Source organism: Streptomyces cinerochromogenes, assembly GCF_014648635.1.
Lineage (GTDB): Bacteria > Actinomycetota > Actinomycetes > Streptomycetales > Streptomycetaceae > Streptomyces > Streptomyces cinerochromogenes.
Window position 1 is genome coordinate 62,621 of record NZ_BMRM01000003.1, and the last position, 23,209, is coordinate 85,829.

Here is a 23,209-nt window from a genome sequence, read left to right on the forward strand (position 1 = left end):
GCCGGGGGCGGTCCGGCGAGGCGGCCGGGGGCGGTCCCGTCGACACGGGTGGCGCGGCCGGGTCCGTGCCGGGCGGTTGCCGCCCGCGCCGTCCCGCTCGCAGACCGGGGCCGTCCGGGGCGCCGTCGGTGCCGGCTGGGACGAGCACGGCGCCCTGCCGGTGCTCCCGCCGGGCCGGACACATAGTGGCCGGACACATAGTCATGCTTGTTGGTGCGATCGCGTGAACGGAAGGAGGCCCGCTGTCCTTCCGGAAAGCCGTCCGGGCACGCTTGCCGTGCGGGTCCGCCGATGGTCCGCGCCGTACGTGTCTCGGGAAGTGGGTGGACGAATGGCCGAGCTGCGCGCCGCACGTTGGATCGGGGTGGCCCTCGCCGGCTGTGCTGTCGGGATCGGTACCGCGTGGACCGTACCCGCGCTGGCCAGCCAGCCCGCCGAAAAGCGGGCTCCGCAGTACAAGCTCGTGATCGGTGAGTTCGGGCAGCAGGCGAGGGCCTACTGCCCCGCGGGCTACACGGTCACCGGCGGCGGCTACAGCGGTTCCGGTGGGGCCACGAACAGTGTGCCGCTGGGTGACCTCAGCGGCTGGTACGCGCAGGGCTCCGAAGGGGTCCGGACCTGGGCCGTCTGCGTCTCGAACGGCTGATCCGGGGGTGCGTGACCGGCGCCCGACGTGACCGGGGCCGGGCCTACGGCTCCAGCGGTGCCCGGCCGTACGGCCATGAGCCGAGGCCGCGCCCCGCGGACGGACTCCGACCGGCCCGCCCCGATCCGAGCGGAGGAGCCTGACCCCCGCCGGAAGAAAACGGCATGCTCCGGCGCGGGCGCCCGCGGTACCGTGTCCGCATGTCCACGCCCCGAATTTCCTAGCTGAGGACCCGCTTCCACGCCAGAAGTGTGTCCTTTCGCTTTTTCGGAGCGTTTACCGATGATTACCGTTCGTGACGCCGAGCTGCGTGCCGGCGCCCGCCTCCTGCTCTCCGGCGTCTCCTTCACCGTCTCCCCCGGGGACCGGATCGGCCTCGTGGGCCGCAACGGCGCCGGCAAGACCACCCTGCTGAACGCCCTCGCCGGGCGGACCAGGCCCGCCGCCGGTGCCGTCACCCGCACCGCGCCGGTCGGCTTCCTGGCCCAGGACTCGCGCGCCGCCGACCCGGCCGGGACCGTCGCCGACCGGATCCTGTCCGCCCGGGGCCTCGACAGCGCGCTGCGCGCCCTCCGCAGGGCCGAGGTGGCGATGACCGAGGCGGCGACGGCCGCCGATGCCGCCGACCCGGCGGCGCTGGACCGGGCGATGCGCGCGTACGCCCGCGCCGAGGCCGCCTTCCAGGCCGGCGGAGGCTACGCCGCCGAGGCCGAGGCGGCCCGTGTCGCGGCCGGACTCGGCCTGCCCGAACGGGTGCTCGCCGAGCCGGTCGGCGCCCTCTCCGGCGGGCAGAAGCGCCGTGTGGAACTCGCCCGCATCCTGTTCGCCGGCACCGACCGCACGCTGCTGCTGGACGAGCCGACCAACCACCTCGACGCCGACTCGCTCGCCTGGCTGCGCACCTTCCTCCAGGCCCACCAGGGCGGTCTGGTCGTGATCAGCCACGACACGGCGCTGCTCGCCGACGTCGTCAACCGCGTCTTCCACCTGGACGCCACCCGGGCCGTCCTCGACATCCACAACACAGGCTGGGGGACGTACCTGAGCCGGCGGGACGCGGAGGAGCGGCGCCGCACCCGGGAGCGGGTGAGCGCCGAACGCAAGGCCGCCGCCCTGCACGCGCAGGCCGGCCGGATGAAGGCCCGCTCCGCCACCGCCACCATGGCCCGGAGCATGGCACGGCGGGCCGACCGGATGCTGGCCGGACTGGAGCCGGCCCGGCGCACCGAGAAGACCGCCCGGATCCGGCTGCCCGAACCCGCCCCGTGCGGGCGGACCCCGCTCGGCGCGATCAGCCTCGCCAAGGCCTACGGCGGCCACCGCGTCCTCGACGGGGTGGACCTGGCGGTGGACCGGGGCAGCCGGCTGGTCGTGCTCGGCCTCAACGGCGCCGGCAAGACCACCCTGCTCCGCATCCTGGCCGGCGCCGAACGGCCCGACGCAGGACGGGTGGTGCACGGGCACGGGCTGCGCCTCGGCTACTTCGCCCAGGAGCACGACACGCTCGATCCCGGCCGCACGGTGCTGGAGAACCTCGCCCTCGCCGCTGCGCACCTGAGCCCGGGTGAGGCGCGGCGCGTCCTGGGCGCCTTCCTGTTCACCGGTGACGACGCCGACAAGCCCGCCGGTGTGCTCTCCGGCGGGGAGAAGACCCGGCTGGCGCTGGCCGGCCTGGTCCACTCCGGGGCGAACGTGCTGCTGCTGGACGAGCCCACCAACAACCTCGACCCGGCCTCGCGGGACGAGGTGCTGGGCGCGGTCGGCTCGTACCCCGGCGCGATCGTGATGGTGACCCACGACGAGGGCGCCGTCGACGCCCTGCGGCCGGACCGGGTCCTGCTCCTGCCGGACGCGGACGAGGACCTGTGGGACGAGGGCTACCGGGACCTGATCGCGCTGGCCTGACGCCGAGGCCGGACGTGGGCGCCGAGGTCAGAAGTGGGTGCCGCCGTCGATGCGGATCTCGGTGCCGGTGATGAACCTGCCGTCCCGGGATCCGAGCATCGCGACCACGGACGCCACGGTCTCGGGGCCGGCGAATCCCCGGCCGAGGGCGGGGGAGAGCTTCGCGAACAGGCCCATGTCGGCGTCGGCGGGCAGTCCGGGGCCCTGGCTCTGCCCGCTGACGCCGCTGCCGTCGGTCATGCCGCTGGAGATGGAACCGGGCTGGACGGCGGTGAAGCGGATGCCCCGGCCCGCGTACTCGGCGGCGAGGGCGTGCGTCATCGACTGGACGCCGCCCTTGCTCGCCGCGTACGCCGCCATGTAGGGGTGCGCGAACGCGGCCGAGGTGGAGCTGAAGTTGACGACCGCCGCGTCCCGGCCGGCCAGCAGGGCCGGTATCGCCTCGCGGATCACCAGGAAGGTGCCGACGAGGTTCACCTGGAGGACCCGGGTGAACTCCTCCAGGGCCGTCAGGTGGGTGTGGGAGGAGCGCAGGATCCCGGCCGCGTTGACCAGCACGTCGAGACCGCCGAGCGTGGCGGTCGCGGTGGCGACGGCGGCGCGTACGGAGGACTCGTCGGCGATGTCGACGACCAGGGTCGTCAGGCGGTCCGCGTGGCCGGCGGCCTTCTCCCGGGTGTCCCTGAGGCCCCGCTCGCTGACGTCTGCGGCCACCACGCTGCCGCCCTCGGCGAGGATGCGCAGCACGGTGGCCTGGCCGATGCCGGACCCGCCCCCGGTGATCAGTGCACGGCGGCCTTCGTAGCGGTTCATGGGTGTCTCCTGCCCGGCCCGCCGATGCGCGACGGGACCTGTACGACGCCGGTTCTCCTGCCGTCCGACGCCCCGATGCCCTTCACGTTACGTCTGAGTGGCACGTTTTGCCACTCAGGCATCGCGTGCCACTCGCGCGTGCGGAGCCGTACCCTTCTGGAGTGAGCACCAAGCAGCCCTCCTCCCTGACCGAGCGCCGCAAGGCCGCGACCCAGCTGGACATCGCCCACGCGGCAGCCGAGTTGTTCGCCGCACAGGGGCCGCACGCGACCACCGCCGAGGACATCGCCCGGCAGGCGGGCGTGGCGCTGCGGACCTTCTACCGCTACTTCCGCTCCAAGCAGGACGCGGTGAGTCCGCTGCTCGCGGACGGCGCCGACCGGTGGCGGGCGCTGCTGGAGGCGGCCGAGCCGGGCGGCGGCCTGTTCCGGGCGCTGGAGTCGGCGGTGGAACGGTCGCTGGCGGCACCGGACGAGGAGGCCGCCGGGGCGCTGCTGCGGACCCGGGGACTGCTGCGCGCGGCCGAGGACGATCCCGCGCTGCGCGCGGTGTGGTACCGGGTGAACCAGGAGTCCGAGGAGAGACTCGTCCCCGTCGTCGCCCGGCTCGCCGACGGCCGCCTCGAAGCGCTGCAGACCCGCCTGGTGGCGGCCGCCGCCACCGACGCGATCCGCATCGCCCTGGAGACCTGGGCCGCCACGGAGGCCGGCGTCACGGGCGAGAACTCCCCGGCCGCCCTGGCCCTCCGGTGCCTGCGCCAACTCCTGGGCGGGACGCAGGCGTTGCTGCCGGAGGGGGACTGAAGGGACCAGGCCGTGCCCTCGACGGCCCCCACGGTCCGGTTCCCCTCGCCGGGCGCCGCGCGGACGGGGGACCGGTTCGGTTCCCGCCGAGCGCTCCCCGCCGGACGGGACGGGGCGGCGCGCCCCCGGGTCACCCGGCCGGCGCCCAGGCGGCGACGAGGGTGATTGTCAGTGGGTGCCCCTACGGTGGAAAGCAGTCGAGGACCTGCTGGAACGGCCGCGGGTCCGTCTGGGGGAGGGGTGTGCCATGTCCACGGCGTCCGCGGTGTCGACCACGTACCTGGAGCTGTCGCAGGAAGGCGGCGGCGCCCACAAGTTCTACGAAGTGACGGTCGACGGACAGGTGGTGACCGTGCGGTACGGCCGGATCGGCGCCGCCGGGCAGGTGCAGACGACGACGTTCCCGACCGCGGAGAAGGCACGGGCCGCAGCCGCCCGGAAGGTGGGGGAGAAGGTCCGCAAGGGATACGCCCCGGCCGTTCCGGGACAGCGCGCCCCGCGCCCGGTGACCCGCCGTCAGATCAGCTCCGCCCCGTCCACGGCGCGGGCCGTGGCACCGGTGCTGTGGCGGTTCCGCACCGGCTCCGCCGCGTTCGGCATCCACGTGGACGACGAGCACTGCTGGGTCGGCAACCAGGCGGGTGACGTCTACACCCTGGACCACGAGGGCGCCGTACTGGCCCGCTTCAGCCTGCCGGACGGGGTGAAGTGCCTGGTCGCCGACGACTTCTGGATCTACGCCGGCTGCGATGACGGGAAGGTGTACGACCTCTCCTCCAAACTCCCCTTCGCCGCCTATGACATCGCCTCCGACGTCGACATCTTCTGGCTCGACATCCACGAGGGCGTCCTGGACGTCTCCGACCGCGAGGGCCGGCTCACCGTCATCGACCACGAGGACGAACACCAGTGGTCCCGGCGCAGCCACGGCGAGCACGCCTGGATGGTCCGCGCCGACGACCGCGCCGTCTACCACGGCCACCAGCGGGGCGTCACCGCCTACGCACCGGACGGCGGCGGCGAGTTGTGGCACACCCCCACCAACGGCGCCGTGCTCTTCGGCTGGCAGGAGCAGGACGCGGTGTACGCGGGCACCGCGCACCGGGTGGTCCAGCGGCTGTCGAAGGACACCGGCGCCGTCGAGGCGACGTACGCGTGCGACAGCCCGGTGTACTCGTGCGCCACCTCACCCGGCGGCCGGTTCGTCTTCGCCGGGGACGCGGCCTCCTCCGTCTACTGCTTCGACCGGGACGGCAGGCGGCTGTGGAAGCTCGGCACGGGCAGCGGCTCGGCGCTGTCGATGCAGTACCACGACGAGCGGCTGTACCTGGTCACCACCGATGGCTCGCTGGTGTGCGTCGACGCGAGCGAGGCGGCGGTCTCGGCGGCCCAGCAGGGCACGGTTCCGGTGGTGCGGGACGTCAAGCTGGCCGCCGCCCTGCCCACCTACGCTCCGGCGACGGCCGTGGCCGCGGTGGCCACCGTCGACCGGGCACCCGCCGGGGCCGTGGTGGTGGAGTGCGTCCAGCAGGGCGGCCGGCTGCGGGTGCACGTGGTCTCCGACGGCTACGACTCCTCCTGGAACGTCCAGTTCCCGCGCGCGATACGCGAGCCCGGCGCCCGGTACGTCGTGGACGCCCTGCACCCGGCAGCGGGCGGTTTCTACCGCGTCCGCGGTGACATCCGCCGCCTGCTGTGACCCCTCGCCCGGGGAGGGACTCAGCTGCGGGCGGAGGCCGGCACGGACGGGTCGGACGCACCGGAGGCGGCGGCGACGAGCTGCTTCTCCCGGGTCTCGGGGACGGCCCACCGGAAGAGCGGCAGTGCCATGCCGGTCGTCACCACGGCGACCAGCACCAGCAGGGAGAAGACGTCCCGCGAGATGATGTGTTCGGCCAGGCCGACGTTGATGAAGATCAGGATCATCAGTCCGCGGGCGTTCATCAGGCCGCCGACCGCCCATGACTCCCGCCAGCTGAAACCGATGCTCCGCATGGCGAGCGCGCAGCCGGTGTACTTCCCGGTCACCGCCGCCGCCAGCATCAGCAGGAAGGCGATCAGCATCGACCATCCCCCGATGCCGTCGAGCTGGGTGTTGAGCCCGGAGAAGGTGAAGAAGGCCGGGAGCATGAGCACGCAGACCAGGTCCATCATGCGCTGGTGCAGCGCCGCGACGAACGCCGGGTTCTTCGGCATGGACAGCCCGGCGATGAATCCGCCGAACACCGAGTAGACGCCGATCAGGTCGGTGAACCAGCCGGCGGCCAGCACGACGGCGAGGACGATGTACAGGTCGTCGAAGCCGAGCCGCCCGGTCCGCTCCACCCGCTCGCCCAGCGGTCTCAGGGCGCGGGCGACGAACACCAGCATCACGAGGGCGAACAGGGCGGCGAGGACGATGGTCCCCAGCGCCTTGCCCAGGCCCTGGTTCCCGTGCAGCGCCGTCAGGACGGCGAGGAAGCACCAGGCGGCGGCGTCGTCCAGCGAGGCACCGAGGAGGGAGAGGCGCCCCAGGCGGGAGTTCTGCAGGTTCCGTTCGTACAGGATGCGGGCGAGCATCGGGAAGGCCGTGATCGACAGGGCCCCGCCCAGGAACAGGCAGAACTCGCCCATGCCCACGCCGGGCAGCGACATCTCCCCGTGCAGCGCGGCGCCCACACCCACCCCCAGGACCAGCGGCACGCCGATGCCCGACAGGGCCAGCACGGCGGCCCCGCCGCCCTCGCGGGCGTCGGCGGCCTTGTGGCTGAAGCCCGACCCCACGAGGAACATGAAGAGAGTGAGGCCCACCGTGCTCCACACGTAGAGGACCGATTTGACGTCCGCCGAGAAGAAGGACGTCTGGCTGTGCGGCCAGATCTTGCCCAGCACGGTCGGGCCCAGGAGGACACCGGCGACCATCTCGCCGAGCACCCGCGGCTGTTTCAGCGCCACGGCCAGCCGGCCGCACACCCCGGAGGCCACCAGGACCACCAGCACGGCGGGTACGACATCCAGCAGCAGAGCCAGGTTCTTGTCCGTCGGCGTGTTGAAGAAGGACATCTCAGTTCTCCTCGGTGTGCCGGTGCCGTGGGTTCTCCCGGTCGCGCACGGCCCACCCGACGCTTCGGGGCGCCGCCGCTCCCGCCGCCGCCAGGAGGGCGCCGACCAGCAGCCAGGCGAGCGCCCCGCGGCTGATCACCAGGGCGACGACCAGGGGAGCGATGATCTGTTGCAGGCCCACGCCGAGCCAGAAGAGGGAGACGTAGGCGGATTCCCGGCCGCTGCGGGCCAGGCCGTAGGAAACGCCCCAGCCGCCCGCCGACTGGAACAGCTCACCCGCCGTCAGGGCGACGGCCGAGGCGAGGAGCACCGCGACGGCGGGCACGGCCGGCAAGGAGGGAACCAGGGCGAGCAGGACGCAGCACCCGGCGAGCGCGAGACCGCCCGCCCGCATCAGCCGGGCCGCGGTGGGCAGTTCCTCGGCCCCCCGGCTCGCCCGCACCTGGAAGAGCACGGCCAGTACGGCGTTGAGGACCACCACCGCGGAGACCGTCGACCGGGGTGCGTGCGATGCCTGGGTCACCCACATCGGTATGCCGACGCTCAGCAGGGTGATGTGCATCGTCAGCGCGCCGTTCAGGAGCGCGAGCACGACGTACGGGCGGTCCTTGAACACGTCGAAGGACAGCGTCCGCCGCAGCCGGGAGGCGTCGGCCGTCGCGTCCGGCCGCAGCGGCAGCCGCCCGGCGATGGCGGCCAGGCCCACGAACGAGGCGGCGTTGGCGAGGATGACCGTCGCGTAGGCCGCCCAGTGGTCCGCGAGCAGCGCGAGGCTGCCCAGCAGGGCTCCGCCCGCGTAACCGCAGTTGCGGACCGCGCCCATGACCGCCATGGTGCGCACCCGTGCGTCCTCCGGCACGGCCATGCCGACCAGCACCTGCCCGAGCGGCGCCGCCGCCTTGTCGACCAGGCCCATGAGCACCATGAGCACCACGAAGGAGGTGAAACCGGGGACGAAGGGGTAGACGACGAAGCACGCCGCCCGCCACAGGGTGACCAGCACCAGAAGCCGTCTGGGCCCGAAGCGGTCGGCGACCATCGCCACGGGCACGGTCGTCACGAGCCCCACACCGGCCGCCAGGCTGAGGCCGACGGCGACCTGGGAGGCGGACAGCCCGACGGCGCGGGTGAGGAAGACCACGGAGACGGAGAGGAACGCTCCGGTTCCGGTGGCGTCGGCCAGGGCCATCGCGACCAGGCCGCGTTCGGCGCGGCCGGAGGGCCACAGGGCCGCCAGCCGGCGCCCGAACCGCGTCCGAGGCGCCGGCGCGGCCGGGCCGTCCGCCGCACCGGCCCCGTCGCCCGCCGCGGTCTGCCCCGTCGAGGTGTTCCCGTTCGCCATGGCCGTCACCGGGTCCGCACGCGGACCGAGGCGGCGGCCGCGACCGCGCGGCTGTTCGCCTCCTCCGGGGTCCGGCCGGTGGCCAGCGCATAGCCGTACCGGTCCCAGGAGGACGACCACGGACGTATCCGGTCGCCCTCACCGACCGTCACCTGGAGACTGTGCACACCCGGACGCCTGCGGGCCTGCGCCACGCCCTCCACGGACACCACCTCGCCGGGCGGCGCGGACATGAACCGGATGGCGGCCGCTCCCGCCGCCCGCTGCGGCAGGCGCGGGCGCCGGCCCGCCAGGATCTCGATCAGGGCCGGCCGGATCCCGGTCGCGTAGGCGAGGTCGAGCAGATCGGTCAGGCGGTCGCCGGGACACCTGCCGGCACACTCGACCAGGACCAGCTCGCTCCCCGTCATGATCCATTCCGCGTGCAGGATCCCGGACCCGAACCCGGTCGCCCCGATGAGCCGGCGCATCGCGGTCCGCATGTCCCGCTCCGTCCCGGCGCTGACGGGGGCCGGCAGGACATGGCCGGACTCCACCGGATGCCGGCCGCCGATCACCGACTTCTCGGTCACGTTGAAGAACTCGATGTGCCCCTCGCGCACCAGGGCCTCGACGCTGTACTCGGTGCCGTACACCCGCTCCTCGGCGAGGAAGCGCCGGTCCATCGGCCGGTCCGGCGCATGACCGGGCTCGGCGGCCTCCAGCAGCGCCCGCCAGGCCCGTTCGGCCTCGGGGAGGTCGCAGTGGTTGAGCAGCTGGACGCCGACGCTCGCCTGGCGGTCGGCGGGCTTGACGACCACGGGGCCGCCCTCGGCGAAGTCGACGATGTCGCGCGGTCCGTGGATCTCCCGCCAGCGGGGCGTCGGCATCCCGGCCCTGCCGGTGACGTCCCGCAGCAGCAGCTTGTCGCGCAGGACGCCGGCCGCCCGGGACGTGGCGCCGGGCAGGCCCAGCTTCTCCGCGATCGCCGCGGCGGCGGGCACGGCGTACTCCAGGGCCGGCACCACCGCCTCGAACGGCTGCTTCCGGTGCAGTTCCGCCGCGATGTCGAGGCAGTCGCCGCCCTGCTGGTAGGTGGCCGGGACCACCGCGCGCAGGCAGGCCCGGCGCTCCGCCTCCCCGTCCAGGCCGCGGTGCCGAATGTTGTCGGGCTCCTCCAGCACCACGATGCTGTCGTCGGGGACGGCCCCTTCCACGGCCTCCAGGAAGACGGAGCCGAAGCCGACCATGAGAACGTGCGTCACCGGTGGGTCCCTTCGTGGTGCGTCGGACTGCTGTGCGGGCGGACGGCCGGGTCGAGGCTCAGGAACTGGTCGCGCACGAAGGCCACGTTCTCCGCCACCCGCGCGTAGCCGTCCGCGCCGTCCGCGTGGAAGACGGCCCGGCCGGTGCGCCAGTAACCGAGGCGGATGCCCTCGTGCTGCCGTACTCTCGGCCGGGCCCGCGCGTCGAGAGTCAGCTCCATGACGGCGCCGGCGTGGGGGAAGTCGTACGAGTGCCAGCGGAACGGGGCCCCCGCCCAGCCGCCGAAGAACGCCACCCCGGCGGTGCCCGCGGCCCGCGGGACGTCGGGCGCCTCGCCGCGCAGGAGGGCCGCGAACCAGACGTCGTAGGCGCGGATCCCGTACGCCTCGGCCAGCAGGTGCACGATGCTTCCGCCGCCGAACCGGGTGTGCAGTTCGACCAGTTCCACCCGGCCTTCGTGCAGCTTCAGCTCCGCGTGCAGGGCCGAGGTCCCGATCTTCAGCACCGACACGACGTCCTGGAGGTAGGCCCGCACCCGGTCGTCCCACCGTGCGGTGTGCCGGCTCGGCATGACGTGGCCGACCTCGTAGTAGTGGGGGACACCGGTGTTGAACTTGTCGGTCAGGGCGAGGAGGTGCACCTCGCCGTTCACACAGACCGCCTCGGCGCTGATCTCGTCGCCCGGGATCACCGACTCCACGATCAGGCGGTCCCGCCCGGCGCCGGCGGCCGCCTCGGGGTCGTAGGAGTCCATCAGCGCGGCCAGGTCCGAGGGGGCGGCGATGTGCCGCACGCCGTGGCTGCCGGTGAAGGCCACGGGCTTCACCACGACCGGGAGGTCCGCCGACGCGAGTACCCCGGGCAGGTCACGCAGCGACGTCTCGAGGCAGTCCACCGCGGTCAGTCCGGCGGCCCGCAGCAGCGAGCGGGTGCGGAACTTGTCCGTGACGGCGGCCTCCGTCCGCGCAGGTGTGCCCGGCACACCGAGGGCCTCGCGGACCTGCGCGGCGAGCACGGTGGTCAGTTCGGTGATGGACACGACGTGGTCGGGCCGGATGTCACCGCAGGCGGCGACGACGGCGGACACGCTCAGCTCCTCCACCGGCAGCCAGGTGCAGCCCTCGGGCGGCCGGATCGCGCCGAGCGCCCGTTCGGTGTCGGCCACGACCGGCCGGCCGCCGAGCGCACGCGCCGCCCGCACGGCGAGCGCCAGCTCGTCCTGGCTCCAGGGCAGCCCCACGATCAGTATCGATGCGCTCACGGAAGTCCCGGGCCTCTAGGCGGTCTTGTCGTTCTCGGGGGCCGGGTCGGCGGGGGGCCGCATGCGCAGCAGCCGCGCGTCTCCCGCGATCCGTCCCACCAGCTCGTCCAGATCGTCCGTGAGGTGGACGAAGCGGCCGTGCAGGGCGTCGTAGCGGCCGGAGAGGAGCTGCGCCACCTTCTCGGCGGCGGCCTCCGGCGGCGACCAGGCGCTCTCGGGGAGCGCGTCCAGGTCGGGCCGGCCGGACGTCATCTCGGTGCGTACCAGCCCCGGACTCAGGTCGAACAGGGTCACGCCGGAGCCGCGGACCTCGTCGGCGAGGGCGTCGGTGAGACGCATCAGGCCGGCCTTGGAGACGCCGTAGGCCGAACCGGCGCCGGACACCTTCGACCCTTGCAGCGAGTTGATGTTGACGATGCGGCCGCTGCGGCGGGCGAGCATCTCCGGCAGCAGGGCCCGGCACAGCAGCGCGGGTCCGCGCAGGTTCGTCTCGATCACCCGCCACCAGTCGTCGGGGTCCCACTCGGCGAAGGGCTGCGGCCGGCTGGCGTACCCCGCGTTGTTGACGAGCACGTCGACGTGCCCGAACGCGTCGAGGACCGTCGTGCGGACCGCCTCCACGTCGCCGCGCCGGGTGATGTCCGCCGCGGCCGTCAGGGCACGGCGGCCGAAGCTCTCCACGAGGGCGGCCGTCTCCCGCAGCGGCCCCTCGGACCGTGCGACGAGCGCGAGGTCGTACCCGGACTTGGCGAGCCGCACCGCGATGGCGCGGCCGATGCCCCTGCTGGCCCCCGTGACCAGAGCGACGTCAGGCATGATTGCTCCTTCGGTTTCCGGTGTCGTCCGCGAGGCCGGACGACCAGATGCAGGCCGCGTAGGCGGCGGCCTTCGTGGCGTAGCGCAGCGTGCCGTGGCTCGCCACCGTGCGCAGGTCGCGCCACCGTCGTTGCAGCTCGTCCTCCACGGCCAGGCACTCGGTGCCGGCCGCCCGCAGGAGCCGGTCCACCGAGCTGAGCAGCAGTTCGGCCGCCTTCGCCGTGCCGCGTGCCCGCTCCGCCGCCCACAGGTCGCCGGCGGACCTCGCCCCGGCCTCGTCGGCGGAGGCGGCGACACGCTCCAGCAGCAGCGCGGCCATCTCGATGTCGTCCACGGACCGCGACAGCGCCAGGTCGTAGCCCGCCCGCTCCAGTGCGGGCGTGCCGCCTCCGGCCGCGGCGAGCCGGCCGCGTATGCGCTCGGTCCACACGCGCGCCGCGCCCCGGGCCGTGCCGAGCGCCGGAGCGGCGAACGACAGACCGGTCACGGCCCGCAGCGGAACCGAGTAGGGGGTGCCGTGCGGGCCGGCCGCCCCGCTGTACAACTCGGCTCGCGGGAACGACAGTTCCCGGGGGACGACGGCCTCCCGCACCACGACGGTGTGGCTGCCGGTGGCGCGCATCCCCAGGCTCGCCCAGGTCTCCTCCACCGCGTACGCCTCCCGGGGCAGGGCGAAGAACCGGGCCCCGGTGACGTCGCCCCCGTCGGGACGGGCGAGGAGGAGGGCCCAGTCGGCCGCGGTGCACGAGCTGACGTAGGGCCACCGGCCCCGGATCCGCCAGCCGCCCGGGACCTCCTCGAAGGTGCCCTGCGGCAGCAGCGAACCGGCGATGAGCGTGTCGGGGCCGTCCTGCCAGATCCGCTTGCGCCCCTCCTGCGGCAGCCAGGCGGTGACGCGTCCCATGGTGGCGGCGAGGGAGGCGAACCACGCCGTGGAGCCGCACGCCTCGCCCAGCACCGCCGAGGCCCGCAGGAACGCGAGGAACGTGCCCTCCTCGCCGCCGTGCGCCCGCGGTACGAAGTGCCGGGCGAAGCCCGCCTCGACGACCGCGGAGACCACCTCCGCGGAGAGCACCGCCCCCCGGTCCGCGTCCGCCGCCCGCGCGGCGGCGAGCCGCGCGACCGGCCGCGCCGCCTCCACCAGCGACCGCGCGCCGCCCCCGCCCGGCGCGCCCGTCACCGGACCTCTCCCCGTACGACGGCCAGGATGTCCGGGTGGGCACGCCGGGCACCCATCGTGAACACGGTGTACTCCGAGACACCCGACCGGACGAAGGGGTCCTCGGAGATGACGGCGTCGAGTTCGGCGCGGGTGACGCCACGGGCGAGGATCACCCCGCCGTACTCCTCGGGCCGGGTCTGGCCGGACAGGACGAAGACGCCCGCCGCATGGTGCTTCTCCAGGTAGGCGATGTGCCCGGGGACGTGTTTCTCGACCTCTGCGGGATCCCCGACGTGGTGCACGATGAGCACGAAGAGCTCGGGTGACATGACCGTCCTTACGTTGGCGGAAGACAGCAGGCTCCAAAAGCCGTGGTGCGGCGGGGCGCGGCCTCACGCCGGTGTGACGGCGACCGGCAGGCTGCGCACGCCCCAGGTGAAGTTCGAGGCGTTGAAGAGGGCTTGGCCGGTGGGCCGGAACTCCTTGACCCGGGAGGTCAGCTCCTCGAAGAGCACGCCGAGTTCGAGGCGTGCCAGACGGGCGCCGAGGCACAGGTGCCGTCCGGCGCCGAAGGTGATGTGCCGGTTCGGGGTGCGCCGGACGAGGAAGGCGTCGGGGTCGGCGAACACGGACTCGTCGCGGTTGGCGGACGCGTTCCACACGGTGACCCGGTCGCCGGGGGCGATGTCGACGCCGCCGACACGGGCGGGGCGCAGCGCGGTCCGCATCGCGTGCACGCCGGGCACGGTCCAGCGCAGGATCTCCTCGACGGCCGCCGGGATCGCCTCCGGTCCCGACGCGGAGCGCAGCAGGTTCCACTGTCCCGGGTTCTCCATGAACGCCAGAACGCCGCCGGCCGCCGAATAGCGTGTCGTCTCGTTCGCGCCGGCCAGCACCCCGTTGCAGTTGAAGACGATCTCCTCGTCGGTGAGGGGCCGTCGCTCGCCGGTCTCCTCGGACAGCGCGCCGTCCGCCGCGATCCGGCTCAGGAAGTCCTCGCCGGGAGACCTCCGGCGTTCGCCGAGCAGTTCGCCGAAGTACAGGAAGATCTCGCTGTGCGCCCCGGACCGGGCCTGTTCGTCGGCTCCCTCGAAGGCCTCGGTGGCGATGTCCCCGAGCCACTCCCAGTCGGCGCGGGGCACGCCCATGAACGCGCAGACCACCCGGTTGGGCACCTGCTTGGCGATGTCGATGAAGTCGAACTCCACGCGGTCCAGGGCCTCGGTGACGGTCTCGCGGACCACCTGGCGGACGAGCGCTTCGAACCGGGGCATCTCGTTGGGCGCGAAGGCGCCGGCGAGGACCCGCTTCAGGCGGGTGTGGTCCGGGGCGTCGGAGACGATCAGCATGCGCTGGGCCACGGCGGACACCGCCTCGGGATTGCTGTCCAGCCGCATGCCGTAGCGGGAGCTGAAGGAGTCGTGGTCCGTGTAGACGGCGACGATGTCGTCGTAGCGGGTGACCACCCAGAAGCCCCCGCCGTCCGGGTGGTCGTGCCAGTGGACCGGGGCCTGCTGCCGCAGGTGCCGCAGCGTGGGCCAGAAGGCGTTGGCGGCGAAGAGATCGGGGTCGAGGAGGTCAACTCGCATGCCGGTCCCCTTCTCGGGCGAGTGTCCGAAGCAAGGCGGTGATGTCGTCGGTGTGTTCGGCACAGAAGTAGTGGCCGCCCGGGAACTCCCGCCGGCGGAAGTCGTCCGTGTGGACGGCCCATTCGGCGAGATGGGCGGCGGTGACGGTGGTGTCGTCCTGGCCGCCCCAGGCCTCGACGGGGACGGGGAGGACCACGCGGCCCGGATGCCGGTAGGTGAGCGACAGCTCCACGTCGGCGCGCAGGGTCTCCAGCATCAGTTCCCGGGTGCCCGGATCCAGCAGGTCGGGGTCGAGGTCCCGGGCCGCCAGCAGCTTTTCCAGCTCGTCGTCCGCGGCGAGCAGACCGTTGCCCGCCCCGACCCACAGATGGGGTGCCCGGCAGGCCGCCACCACGAGGGCCACGGGCGTCCTGCCGTGGTCCGCGGCCAGACGGCGTACGACCTCGAAGCCGAGCAGTCCGCCGAAGCTCTGCCCGAACACCGTGCAGGGCTGACCGGGCGCGAGCAACGCGTCGGCCTCCGCCGCGATCTGCCGTACCGCCTCCTCCAGCGTGCCGGGCATCGGATCCGACCAGCGGGACTCCCGCCCGGGCAGGGCGACCCCGATGACCGACACGTCGTCACCGAGCAGCTCCTGCCAGGGCCGGTACTGCCCGCAGCCCGCGCCCGCCGGCGCCAGGCACAGCAGCGCGGGGGCCCGCCGGGGCGCCGGGTGCCACGGGCGCAGCCAGGACCCGGCCATCAGTCGTTCACCGCCGTCGTCCCGCCGCCGGCACCCGGCTCCGCCGCGATCCGGTCGAGCGCGGCGGCCAGACCCGCGACGGTCGGCGAGGCCAGCAGATCGCGTACCGAGATCCGCAGACCGGTGCTGCGCCGCAGCTCGGACACGGCGCGGGCGGCCAGCAGCGAGTGACCGCCGAGCGCGAAGAAGTCCGCGTCCACGTCCGGCACGGACCGGCCGAGTACGTCCTCCCAGGCGGCCCGCACCTGGCGTTCGCGCGGTGTCCGCGCCGGGCGTCCTCCGGGGCGGGCGGCGATCTCGTCGGCCGCCCGCGCCAGCGCGGCCCGGTCCACCTTGCCGGACGGCGTGGTCGGCAGCGCGTCGACGGTGATCACCACCGCGGGGACCACGGCGGAGGGGAGCCGGGTGGCGCAGTGGGCGATGACCCGTGCCGGCCAGTCCGGCGCGGCCGTCTGCGGGCCGCCGAGGACCGCCAGACCGAGGTTGTCGCCCGTGGCGGTGCGGAAGGCGGCACAGGCGCGCACCCCCGGCAGCTCGCCCGCCGTCCGTTCCACCTCCGGGAGTTCCACCCGGAAACCGCGCACCTTGACCTGTTCGTCGGCCCGGCCCGCGTGGCGCAGCTGCCCGTCCGGCAGCCGGCTCACCAGGTCGCCCGTCCGGTACATCCGTGCGCCGGGCCCGGCGCACGGGTCGTCGACGAAGGACCGCTCGGTGAGGTCAGGGCGGTTGCGGTAGCCGCGGGCCACGCCGGGCCCGCCGATGTACAGCTCGCCCACCTCCCCGGGCGGTGTGGGGCTGCCGTCCTCGGCGAGGACGTGGACGTGGTAGCCGGTCAGGGGGCGGCCGATGGTGGTGACGTCGTCTCCCCGGGCGCTGTCCGCCCAGGTCGCGGCGATCGTCGTCTCCGTCGGCCCGTAGACGTTGAGCACGCGCAGGCCGTCGGGCAGCCGCCGGACCAGGCCGGGCGGGCACGGCTCACCGGCCAGGACCAGTGTCTCCACGCCGTCCAGCGCGTCCGTGCAGGTGGCGAGCAGAGAGGGGGTCAGGCAGACGGTGCGCGGCCGTGCCGCGGAGATCTGCTCGGCCAGGTCGCCCGCGGCCTCGTGGTTCAGGTCGATGATCGCCGTGCCCTGTCCGTGGAGCAGGTGGAGCAGGACGCACCACAGCCATCCGTCGAAGGCGGGGGAGACGGCGTTGATCCCCGTGCCGCCGGAGGGCAGTTCCAGTTCGGCGAGCGCCCGGAGGAACGCGTCCAGGTTCCCGTAGGTGACCTCGACGCCCTTGGGCCATCCCGTCGTGCCGGAGGTGTAGACGACGTAGGCGGTGTCGTCCGGGCCGGCTGCGGCGAGCGGGGCCGTTCCGGCGGACGCGGCCGTGTCCGAGGGCGCGTCCGGCTCCGTGACGCGGCGCAGGCGCGGGACCGAGGCTCCGGCGGGAAGTGAGCCCAGCAGCATCCGGACGTCGGCGTCCTTGAGGACGTAGCTCAGCCGGTCGGCGGGGTTGCGGTCGTCCAGGGGCACCAGGGCGGCCCCCGCCCGCAGTACGGCCAGCACGCCGACGACCTGCCGGTAGGACCGGCCGTGGCTGACGCCGACGGCGGTGCCGGGGCCGGCGCCGCCGCTGCGCAGGACGGCGGCCAGGGCACGCACCTCTTCGCTCAGCCGGCGGAAGGTGAGAACGCCGTCCGGCGCGGACACCGCCGTGGCCTCCGGCGTTCTCGCAGCCCATGCCTCCACTGCTTCGAGCAGGGGAAGCGGCCTGCCCCCGTGGTCCGCTCGATTCACATTTCCTCCCCTTGCGTCCGGCACGCCCCGGTGCGGCGGCGTGCCCGGTGGCGTCAGGTGAACAGGTCCCATTCCGCACGGTTCTTGACGGCCCGTTCGGTGCCGGGGTCGGCTTCGAGTTCCGCGAGCAGCCGGGCGTTGTGCCGGCGTACGAGGTCGGACGCCGGCACCAGCGGGCTGTCGGGGGACAGGTCGAGCATCCACAGCGGGCGCAGTTCGGCGCCGCGCAGGACCTTCGCCTCCAGGGCCTTCTTGCCGGCGTGCACCCAGCGGACGCCCAGTTCCCCGGCCAGCCTGATCTGGCTGTAGTAGACGAGGTTGAAGTACTCCTCGCAGCCCACCAGGCGGTCGTAGTCGAAGCTCGCCCACCGCAGGTACACGGCGTCACCCCACACGTAGTACAGGCAGAACCCGATCAGCGCTCCGTCGGGCCCGTGGCACAGGGCCACACGACCGGCCGGCCCGGTCATCCGCGCGTACCGCTCGAACTCGACGCGGAACTCGGGGGTCCTGGTCGGGTACCCGTACTTGAGGGCCATGGAGTTGGCCAGTGCGGGCAGCTGCTCCCAGCAGTCGAGCAGACCGACGTGCGTCATGCGGCAGCCGGCCTCCTCGAAGGCCCGTACCTCCCGGCGGACCGCCACCCGCCGTTTCGACGTCAGGGAGGCCAGCCAGGCGTCCCACCCGCCGGGCGGCACCTCGATCCAGGCGTCGGGTTCCAGCAGTACGGGCTGCGCCTCCACGCCGGCGGCGCGCAGCAGCGTCACGTCCTCGGTGCCGAGGTACATCGCCACGCACGCCTTCTCGCGCATCTCCAGCCGGTCGTGGGCCTGCCGGATCCGGGCGAGCAGTTCACGCAGGAGAGCGGGGTCGTCCGAGTCGCGCAGCACGTGCGACTGGTAGGCCAGCCGGGGGCCGACGAGCAGTCCGCCGGCCGGAGGGGCGGGCAGGTCCCGGCCGGTGAGGATCTTCTGCCAGTGGTAGTTGAGGGGCTGGGTCCCGTCGAACTCCACGGTCGGTACGGCCGCCAGCCCGGCCGCCGTGGCCGCGTGCACCGCGCCCACGGTCGCTCCGGGATAGTCGGCGCAGTGCCTCAGCCACGTGCCCGACGAGTAGAAGTGGTCCGCGGCCAGGGCGTCCCAGGTCTCCGCGTCGAGACCGCCCAGCACACTGTCGTCCGTCATGCCGATCGCTTCCTCACGCCGTCCGTCCGGACGGCCTTCCTCTTCGGTGGTGATCCTTCCGCGACGGCGGGCTCGTCGCCGTGCCCGGGTCCGTCCGGCCAGCGGGCGTAGCGTCGCATCCCGTACAGCAGCGGCGGCCTTCCGTTGGTGACGGTGTGGGCGACCTCCCCCAGCACCACGGTGTGGTCACCGACGGCGTGGGTGGCGCGTACCCGGCACTCCGCCATGGCCGCCGAGCAGTCCGGCAGCCAGGGGACCCCCGCGGGCGAGGGCTCCCAGGAGACCGCCGAGAACCGGTCGACGTCGCGGGCCGAGAACAGCTCGGACATGTCGCGGGCGTCCCGGTCGAGCATGTTGACGCCGAACGTGCCCGTCCGCACGGCCGCCAGCGTGGCGCTGTCGCTGCGCAGGCACACCAGGAGGGTCGGCGGGTCGGTGCAGACGCTGGCGACCGACGAGCAGGTCATGCCGACGGGCTCGCCGCGGGGACCGCGCGCCGTCACCACGGTGACCCCGCTGGGAAAACGGCTCATCAGGTCCCGGAAGCCGTCAGCGGGCATGGCGGTCGCCGTCGCCGGAGCCGGCGGACGCTCCGTGGAAGTCACGCAGATAGTCGTACATGGTCGGCAGGGTCTGCGACAGCTCCCGCTGCCGCCGGGCCACACCGTCGAACATTCTCCGCGCGGACGCGCGCGTGTCACGGCCGTACGCGAGCGGAGCGATGGGCCGCTCCGGCAGCATGCCGAGGCCGGCGAAGATGCAGTAGTAGCTGCCGTTGGTCCAGAAGTTGCGGAACTCCGCCTCGAAGTTGCCGTAGTACGTCGACTCGTCGGCGGTCGGCAGGTTGACAGGAATGCCCTTGAGGTACATCTCCGCCTTCTCGCGGATCTCCTCGCCGAGGGTCAGGTCCTTGTTCGCCCGCCAGAAATCCGTGTCCTCGCGCGGCGAGAAATAGAAATGCGCCTGCAGGAAATCACGCGACTCGTCGTACATCGCCGCGATCTCCTTGTTGAAGCGATCCGCGAATATCGGACTGAAGCTCTTGTCCGGGAAATGCTTGGCCAACTGGTAGATGGCCGCGTAGGTGAAGTAGAGGCCGGTCGACTCCAGCGGCTCCAGAAAACACGACGACAGACCGATGCTGACGCAGTTCTTCACCCAGGACCGCCGGTTACGACCCACCCGGAACCGGATCCGGTTGAACTCACGGTCGGCGGAGATCCCCCAGAGCGCGGTGAAGTCCCGTACCGCCTCGTCCTCCGTCGCGAACGAGCTGGAATAGACGTATCCGGTGCCGAAGCGGCCGAGCAGCGGCGTCTTCCAGGCCCACCCCGACTTCATGGCGATGGACGAGGTGTACGGCTCGATCCCGCGGGCCGCGTCGTCGTGCGGCACCGGGCAGGCCAGGGCGCTGTCGCAGAGCAGGTGGTCGCTCTGGTCGAGGAACGGCTCCTCCATGACCTGGTTGATCAGTGCGCCGCGGAAGCCGGAGCAGTCGATGAACAGGTCGCCCTCGATGGTGCGCCCGCTCTCCGTGCGCAGGGAGCGGATGAAGCCGTTCTGGTCCAGCTGGACGTCCACCATCCGGTCCTGGACGTGCTGTACCTGCTGCTTCTCCACCGACCAGCGGCGCAGGTAGTCGGCGACCAGATGGGCGTCGAAGTGCCAGGCGTACCGGGTGGCGGGCCGGCCGTCGGGGTGGCGCGGGGCGAGGTTGCGGTCCATCAGCACCGGGTCGACGAAGCAGCTGTAGTCGAAGGGCAGGTCGGTCTCGCCGCGCGCCGCGCGGTCGGACCAGTGGTGGGTGATCGGGACGCCGTCCTCCTGCGGAAGGATGCCGAACGGGTGGTAGAAGTGGTCCGGCCGGCCGTTCAGCGTGCGTGCGGTGGGACTTCCCTCACCGGGGGTCCGCCAGTTGATGAATTTCACGGCCATCTTGAAGGAGGCGTTGCACTCGCGCATCCACTCGTCCTCCGGGATGCCGAGGAAATCGAAGAAGACGCGCTGCAGGTTCGGCACGGTGGCCTCGCCGACCCCGATCTTCGGAATGGCAGGCGCTTCGAGAACCGTGATGCGCACCGCTCCCTGTAACGCCTTGCCGAGATACGCGGCGCTCATCCACCCCGCCGTGCCGCCGCCGAGGATCACTATGTGTTCGATGTTGTCCGACACCGACATCCTCCGTTTCTCAGGGGCGTGCCCCAGGGCGCATTGTACCCGCGTGCGCTTCCTCGGCAATGGTTTTCCGTGCGTCGTCCGCCGCAAACACGTCGCGGCATTTTGCCAAATCATTCCCTTGCTGTTGTCGGGGGTAGTCGGAATATGAGGAAACAAGTCGCGAACCTGGTGCTCCGTGGCGATTCGCCGGGTGTGAGGTCAGGTGTTTCCTGAGTGGTTGTACATCCCTGCTCCCCAGTAGGTGGACATCCCCGGACGGCGAGCCTATTTCCGGAAATCCGTCGGCATTCCGGGGCCGACCGCACACCGGCGCCCGGGCTCGCGCGAGCCCGGGCGCCGGTCGTCATGGTTCCGCTCCGCCCGTCAGGGACGCAGCGCGGCCGCCCTCTCCAGCATGTCCCGTGCGACGGTGAGGACTTCGGCGCGGTCCGCGGGGACCAGACCGATGCGGGTGCGGCGGTCGAGGAGGTCGGACTCGTCCAGGGCGCCCTCGTGCCGGACCGCCCAGAGGAGTTCGGCCCGGGTGACGGGGTGGCCGGGCAGGACCGGTTCGGCCAGGGCGGGGTCCCCGGCGGCGAGGGCGTGGATCGCCACGGCCTCGGTGCCGTACCGGCGGACCAGACGGCGGGGCGCGGGCAGCGCGCGCAGCCGTGCGGGGGAGGCCGCACCGGTCAGCGGCAGCGCGGCGGTGGGGGAGGGGCCGGCACGCAGGCCCCGCGACTCCACCACGGCGTCGACGGCGTCCTGCGCCATCCGCCGGTAGGTGGTGAGCTTGCCGCCGACGACGGTGGTGACCCCGTCCGGGGAGGCCACCACCGCGTGCCGGCGGGAGATGTCGGCGGTGCGGGCCGGGGCGTCGGTGCCGGCGGACGTGTCCAGCAGCGGGCGCAGCCCGGCGAAGGAGCCGACGACCTCCTCCCGGGTCACGGGGATGTCCAGGGCGGAGCCGAGCACGTCCAGGAGGAAGCCGATGTCGGTCTCCGGCACCTCCGGCACGTCCGGGATGCCGCCGTCGACCGGCTCGTCGGTGAGCCCGACGTAGACCCGGCCGTCCCCCTGCGGCAGCACCAGGACGAAGCGGTTGGTCTCCCCGGGCACCGGGATGTGCAGGCCCGCCGGCAGGATGCCGAGCCGCTCCGAGCGCAGTACCAGGTGGGTGCCGCGGGACGGGCGGATCCGGATGCCGTCGGCGAGGGTGCCCGCCCACACCCCGGTGGCGTTGATCACGGCGCGGGCCCTGATCTCGCCCTCCTCGCCGGTGAGTTCGTCCCGGATCCGGGCGCCCGTCCCGGTCAGCTCCAGCGCCCGTACCCGGGTCAGCACGCGGGCGCCGTGCGCGGCGGCCGTCCGGGCCAGGGCGGTGACCAGGCGGGCGTCGTCGGTCAGCTTGCCGTCCCAGGACAGCAGCCCGCCGCGCAGCCCGGCCGCGCGCACCGAGGGCGCCAGGTGCCGGGCCTCCGTCGCCGAGAGCCGGCGCGGGGCGGGCAGCACCTGGCGGGGGGTCCGGGCGGCCAGCCGCAGTACGTCCCCGGCCCGGAACCCGGCCCACGCCAGCGAGGCCTGTGCCCGGGAGACCAGCGGGGTCAGCGGCAGTACGAACGGCTGGGCGGCCACCAGGTGCGGGGCCGTCCGGGTCATCAGCACCCCGCGTTCGACCGCGCTCTCGTGGGCGACGTCGAACTGCGCGGAGGCCAGGTAGCGCAGCCCGCCGTGGATGAGCTTCGAACTCCAGCGGGAGGTGCCGAACGCCAGGTCGTGGGCGTCCACCGCGACGACGTCCAGGCCCCGGGCCGCCGCGTCCAGGGCGGCTCCGGCGCCCGTGGCGCCCAGTCCGACGACCAGGACGTCGGCCACCCGGCCGTCCGCGGCCTCGGCCAGTTCCCGGCGGCGCCGGTGCGTGCTGAGGGACGTGCCGGGCGCGGCCTCGGTGTGGCTCATGGCGTCAGGGTCCTCTCCAGGAGGGTGCGCAGTTCGCCGAGGAACGCGGCGGAGTCCAGCTCCGGATCGTCCTCGTCAGTCATCGTGCGCAGGGACAGGGTGAAGGACTGCACGGTCAACAGCAGGGCGCGGGCCTGCCGTTCGGTGTGGCCGGGCCGTACCGAGCCGTCCGCGTGGCCCTCGCGCAGGGCGTCGGCCAGCAGCGCCAGCAGCGCCTCCTGGCTCGCGCCGCGCCGGTCGAGGACGTACGGCAGGAGCAGTTCCGGATCGACGTCGACGATCTTGTGGAAGAGGGGGTGCGCGCGGAACGCCTCGACGCCGGCCACCAGTCCGTCCACGATCCGGGTCCGCGTCGTGACGCCGGGCGCGGGTTCCGGTATGGCGCGGGTGGCCACGCCGATCCACTCCCGGGTCATCAGATCGCCGACCAGGGTGCGCAGATCGGGCCAGCGCCGGTACAGGGTCATCCGGGAGACGCCGGCGCGGCGGGCGACGTCGGCGAGCGTGGTGCGGCGCACTCCGACGGCCAGCACGCAGTCGCGTACCGCGTCGAGCACGGGGTCGTTGTCGGAACCGTTGCCCGGGCCGCTGTCCGAGCCGTTGCCCGGCGCGCTGCCCGAACCGTTGTGACGAATAGGCGTCATGTGTCACAGTGTAACGCCCCGGGGGCCGGACGGAAGCGGTACGGCCCCGGAGACGGCAGCCGAGCCGCGCCGCCCGAGCACCGGACCGAGCACACCGACCAGCACACCGACCTGT

20 protein-coding genes are annotated in these 23,209 nt (G+C 73.3%); 4 read left to right on the plus strand and 16 right to left on the minus strand.

Translation table 11 applies throughout. The annotated features are described in order from the left end of the window. The first annotated feature begins 331 nt into the window (after positions 1-331). On the plus strand, positions 332-646 hold the full coding sequence (locus IEZ20_RS06965; protein ID WP_189295506.1) for a hypothetical protein: 315 nt from the start codon (positions 332-334) through the stop codon (positions 644-646). Between the two features lie 282 nt (positions 647-928). After that, on the plus strand, positions 929-2,551 hold the full coding sequence (locus IEZ20_RS06970; protein ID WP_189295508.1) for an ABC-F family ATP-binding cassette domain-containing protein: 1,623 nt from the start codon (positions 929-931) through the stop codon (positions 2,549-2,551). 27 nt (positions 2,552-2,578) lie between these two features. Here the strand turns inward: IEZ20_RS06970 and IEZ20_RS06975 are convergent, their stop codons facing one another. Next, complete coding sequence (locus IEZ20_RS06975) at positions 2,579-3,364, minus strand: SDR family NAD(P)-dependent oxidoreductase (RefSeq protein WP_189295510.1); 786 nt, start codon at positions 3,362-3,364, stop codon at positions 2,579-2,581. A 161-nt stretch (positions 3,365-3,525) separates the two neighbouring features. Here IEZ20_RS06975 and IEZ20_RS06980 point away from each other — a divergent pair, with 161 nt between their 5' ends. Next, entirely contained in the window at positions 3,526-4,167 is a 642-nt protein-coding gene (locus IEZ20_RS06980; protein WP_189295512.1) for a TetR/AcrR family transcriptional regulator, read from the plus strand. Positions 4,168-4,414: 247 nt separating this feature from the next. Continuing rightward, positions 4,415-5,866 (plus strand): WGR domain-containing protein, encoded by a 1,452-nt coding sequence (locus IEZ20_RS06985; protein ID WP_189295514.1) that lies wholly within the window; start codon positions 4,415-4,417, stop codon positions 5,864-5,866. 20 nt (positions 5,867-5,886) lie between these two features. Here IEZ20_RS06985 and IEZ20_RS06990 read toward each other — a convergent pair whose 3' ends face one another. The 15 genes from IEZ20_RS06990 to IEZ20_RS07060 all read right to left on the minus strand — a co-directional run bounded on the left by IEZ20_RS06990 (position 5,887) and on the right by IEZ20_RS07060 (position 23,094). After that, the gene (locus IEZ20_RS06990) at positions 5,887-7,209 is read right to left on the minus strand and encodes a cation:proton antiporter (RefSeq protein ID WP_189295516.1); all 1,323 of its coding nucleotides are present in this window, start codon (positions 7,207-7,209) and stop codon (positions 5,887-5,889) included. 1 nt (position 7,210) lies between these two features. Then, a complete protein-coding gene (locus IEZ20_RS06995) occupies positions 7,211-8,551 on the minus strand; it encodes an MFS transporter (protein WP_189295518.1) in 1,341 nt (446 codons plus the stop codon). 5 nt (positions 8,552-8,556) lie between these two features. Next, on the minus strand, positions 8,557-9,795 hold the full coding sequence (locus IEZ20_RS07000) for an ATP-grasp domain-containing protein (protein ID WP_189295520.1): 1,239 nt from the start codon (positions 9,793-9,795) through the stop codon (positions 8,557-8,559). Further along, positions 9,792-11,057: an ATP-grasp domain-containing protein gene (locus IEZ20_RS07005; RefSeq protein ID WP_189295522.1), complete on the minus strand. Its 1,266-nt coding sequence runs from the start codon at positions 11,055-11,057 to the stop codon at positions 9,792-9,794. Before IEZ20_RS07005 ends, IEZ20_RS07000 begins: the two co-directional genes overlap by 4 nt. A gap of 15 nt (positions 11,058-11,072) precedes the next feature. Then, entirely contained in the window at positions 11,073-11,873 is an 801-nt protein-coding gene (locus IEZ20_RS07010; protein ID WP_189295524.1) for an SDR family NAD(P)-dependent oxidoreductase, read from the minus strand. Beyond that, positions 11,866-13,053, minus strand: a complete 1,188-nt coding sequence (locus tag IEZ20_RS07015) for an acyl-CoA dehydrogenase family protein (RefSeq protein WP_229895922.1) — start codon at positions 13,051-13,053, stop codon at positions 11,866-11,868. The genes IEZ20_RS07010 and IEZ20_RS07015 overlap by 8 nt, the downstream gene beginning before the upstream one ends. Next, a complete protein-coding gene (locus tag IEZ20_RS07020; protein WP_189295526.1) occupies positions 13,050-13,364 on the minus strand; it encodes a YciI family protein in 315 nt (104 codons plus the stop codon). The genes IEZ20_RS07015 and IEZ20_RS07020 overlap by 4 nt, the downstream gene beginning before the upstream one ends. Positions 13,365-13,427: 63 nt before the next feature. After that, complete coding sequence (locus tag IEZ20_RS07025; RefSeq protein WP_189295528.1) at positions 13,428-14,624, minus strand: cytochrome P450; 1,197 nt, start codon at positions 14,622-14,624, stop codon at positions 13,428-13,430. Then, positions 14,614-15,366 carry a thioesterase II family protein gene (locus tag IEZ20_RS07030; RefSeq protein WP_189295530.1) on the minus strand — a complete coding sequence of 251 codons (753 nt, stop codon included), beginning with the start codon at positions 15,364-15,366 and terminating at the stop codon, positions 14,614-14,616. The genes IEZ20_RS07025 and IEZ20_RS07030 overlap by 11 nt, the downstream gene beginning before the upstream one ends. Beyond that, positions 15,366-17,222 (minus strand): non-ribosomal peptide synthetase, encoded by a 1,857-nt coding sequence (locus IEZ20_RS07035; RefSeq protein WP_189295532.1) that lies wholly within the window; start codon positions 17,220-17,222, stop codon positions 15,366-15,368. The genes IEZ20_RS07030 and IEZ20_RS07035 overlap by 1 nt, the downstream gene beginning before the upstream one ends. Further along, positions 17,204-18,334: a peptidogalycan biosysnthesis protein gene (locus IEZ20_RS07040; RefSeq protein WP_189295533.1), complete on the minus strand. Its 1,131-nt coding sequence runs from the start codon at positions 18,332-18,334 to the stop codon at positions 17,204-17,206. Before IEZ20_RS07040 ends, IEZ20_RS07035 begins: the two co-directional genes overlap by 19 nt. Next, complete coding sequence (locus IEZ20_RS07045) at positions 18,331-18,894, minus strand: flavin reductase family protein (protein WP_189295535.1); 564 nt, start codon at positions 18,892-18,894, stop codon at positions 18,331-18,333. The genes IEZ20_RS07040 and IEZ20_RS07045 overlap by 4 nt, the downstream gene beginning before the upstream one ends. Further along, complete coding sequence (locus tag IEZ20_RS07050; RefSeq protein WP_189295537.1) at positions 18,884-20,512, minus strand: tryptophan halogenase family protein; 1,629 nt, start codon at positions 20,510-20,512, stop codon at positions 18,884-18,886. The genes IEZ20_RS07045 and IEZ20_RS07050 overlap by 11 nt, the downstream gene beginning before the upstream one ends. Before the next feature lie 363 nt (positions 20,513-20,875). Continuing rightward, positions 20,876-22,450 carry a glycerol-3-phosphate dehydrogenase/oxidase gene (locus IEZ20_RS07055; protein ID WP_189295539.1) on the minus strand — a complete coding sequence of 525 codons (1,575 nt, stop codon included), beginning with the start codon at positions 22,448-22,450 and terminating at the stop codon, positions 20,876-20,878. Beyond that, positions 22,447-23,094 carry a TetR/AcrR family transcriptional regulator gene (locus tag IEZ20_RS07060; protein WP_229895924.1) on the minus strand — a complete coding sequence of 216 codons (648 nt, stop codon included), beginning with the start codon at positions 23,092-23,094 and terminating at the stop codon, positions 22,447-22,449. Before IEZ20_RS07060 ends, IEZ20_RS07055 begins: the two co-directional genes overlap by 4 nt. Between the last annotated feature and the right edge of the window lie 115 nt (positions 23,095-23,209).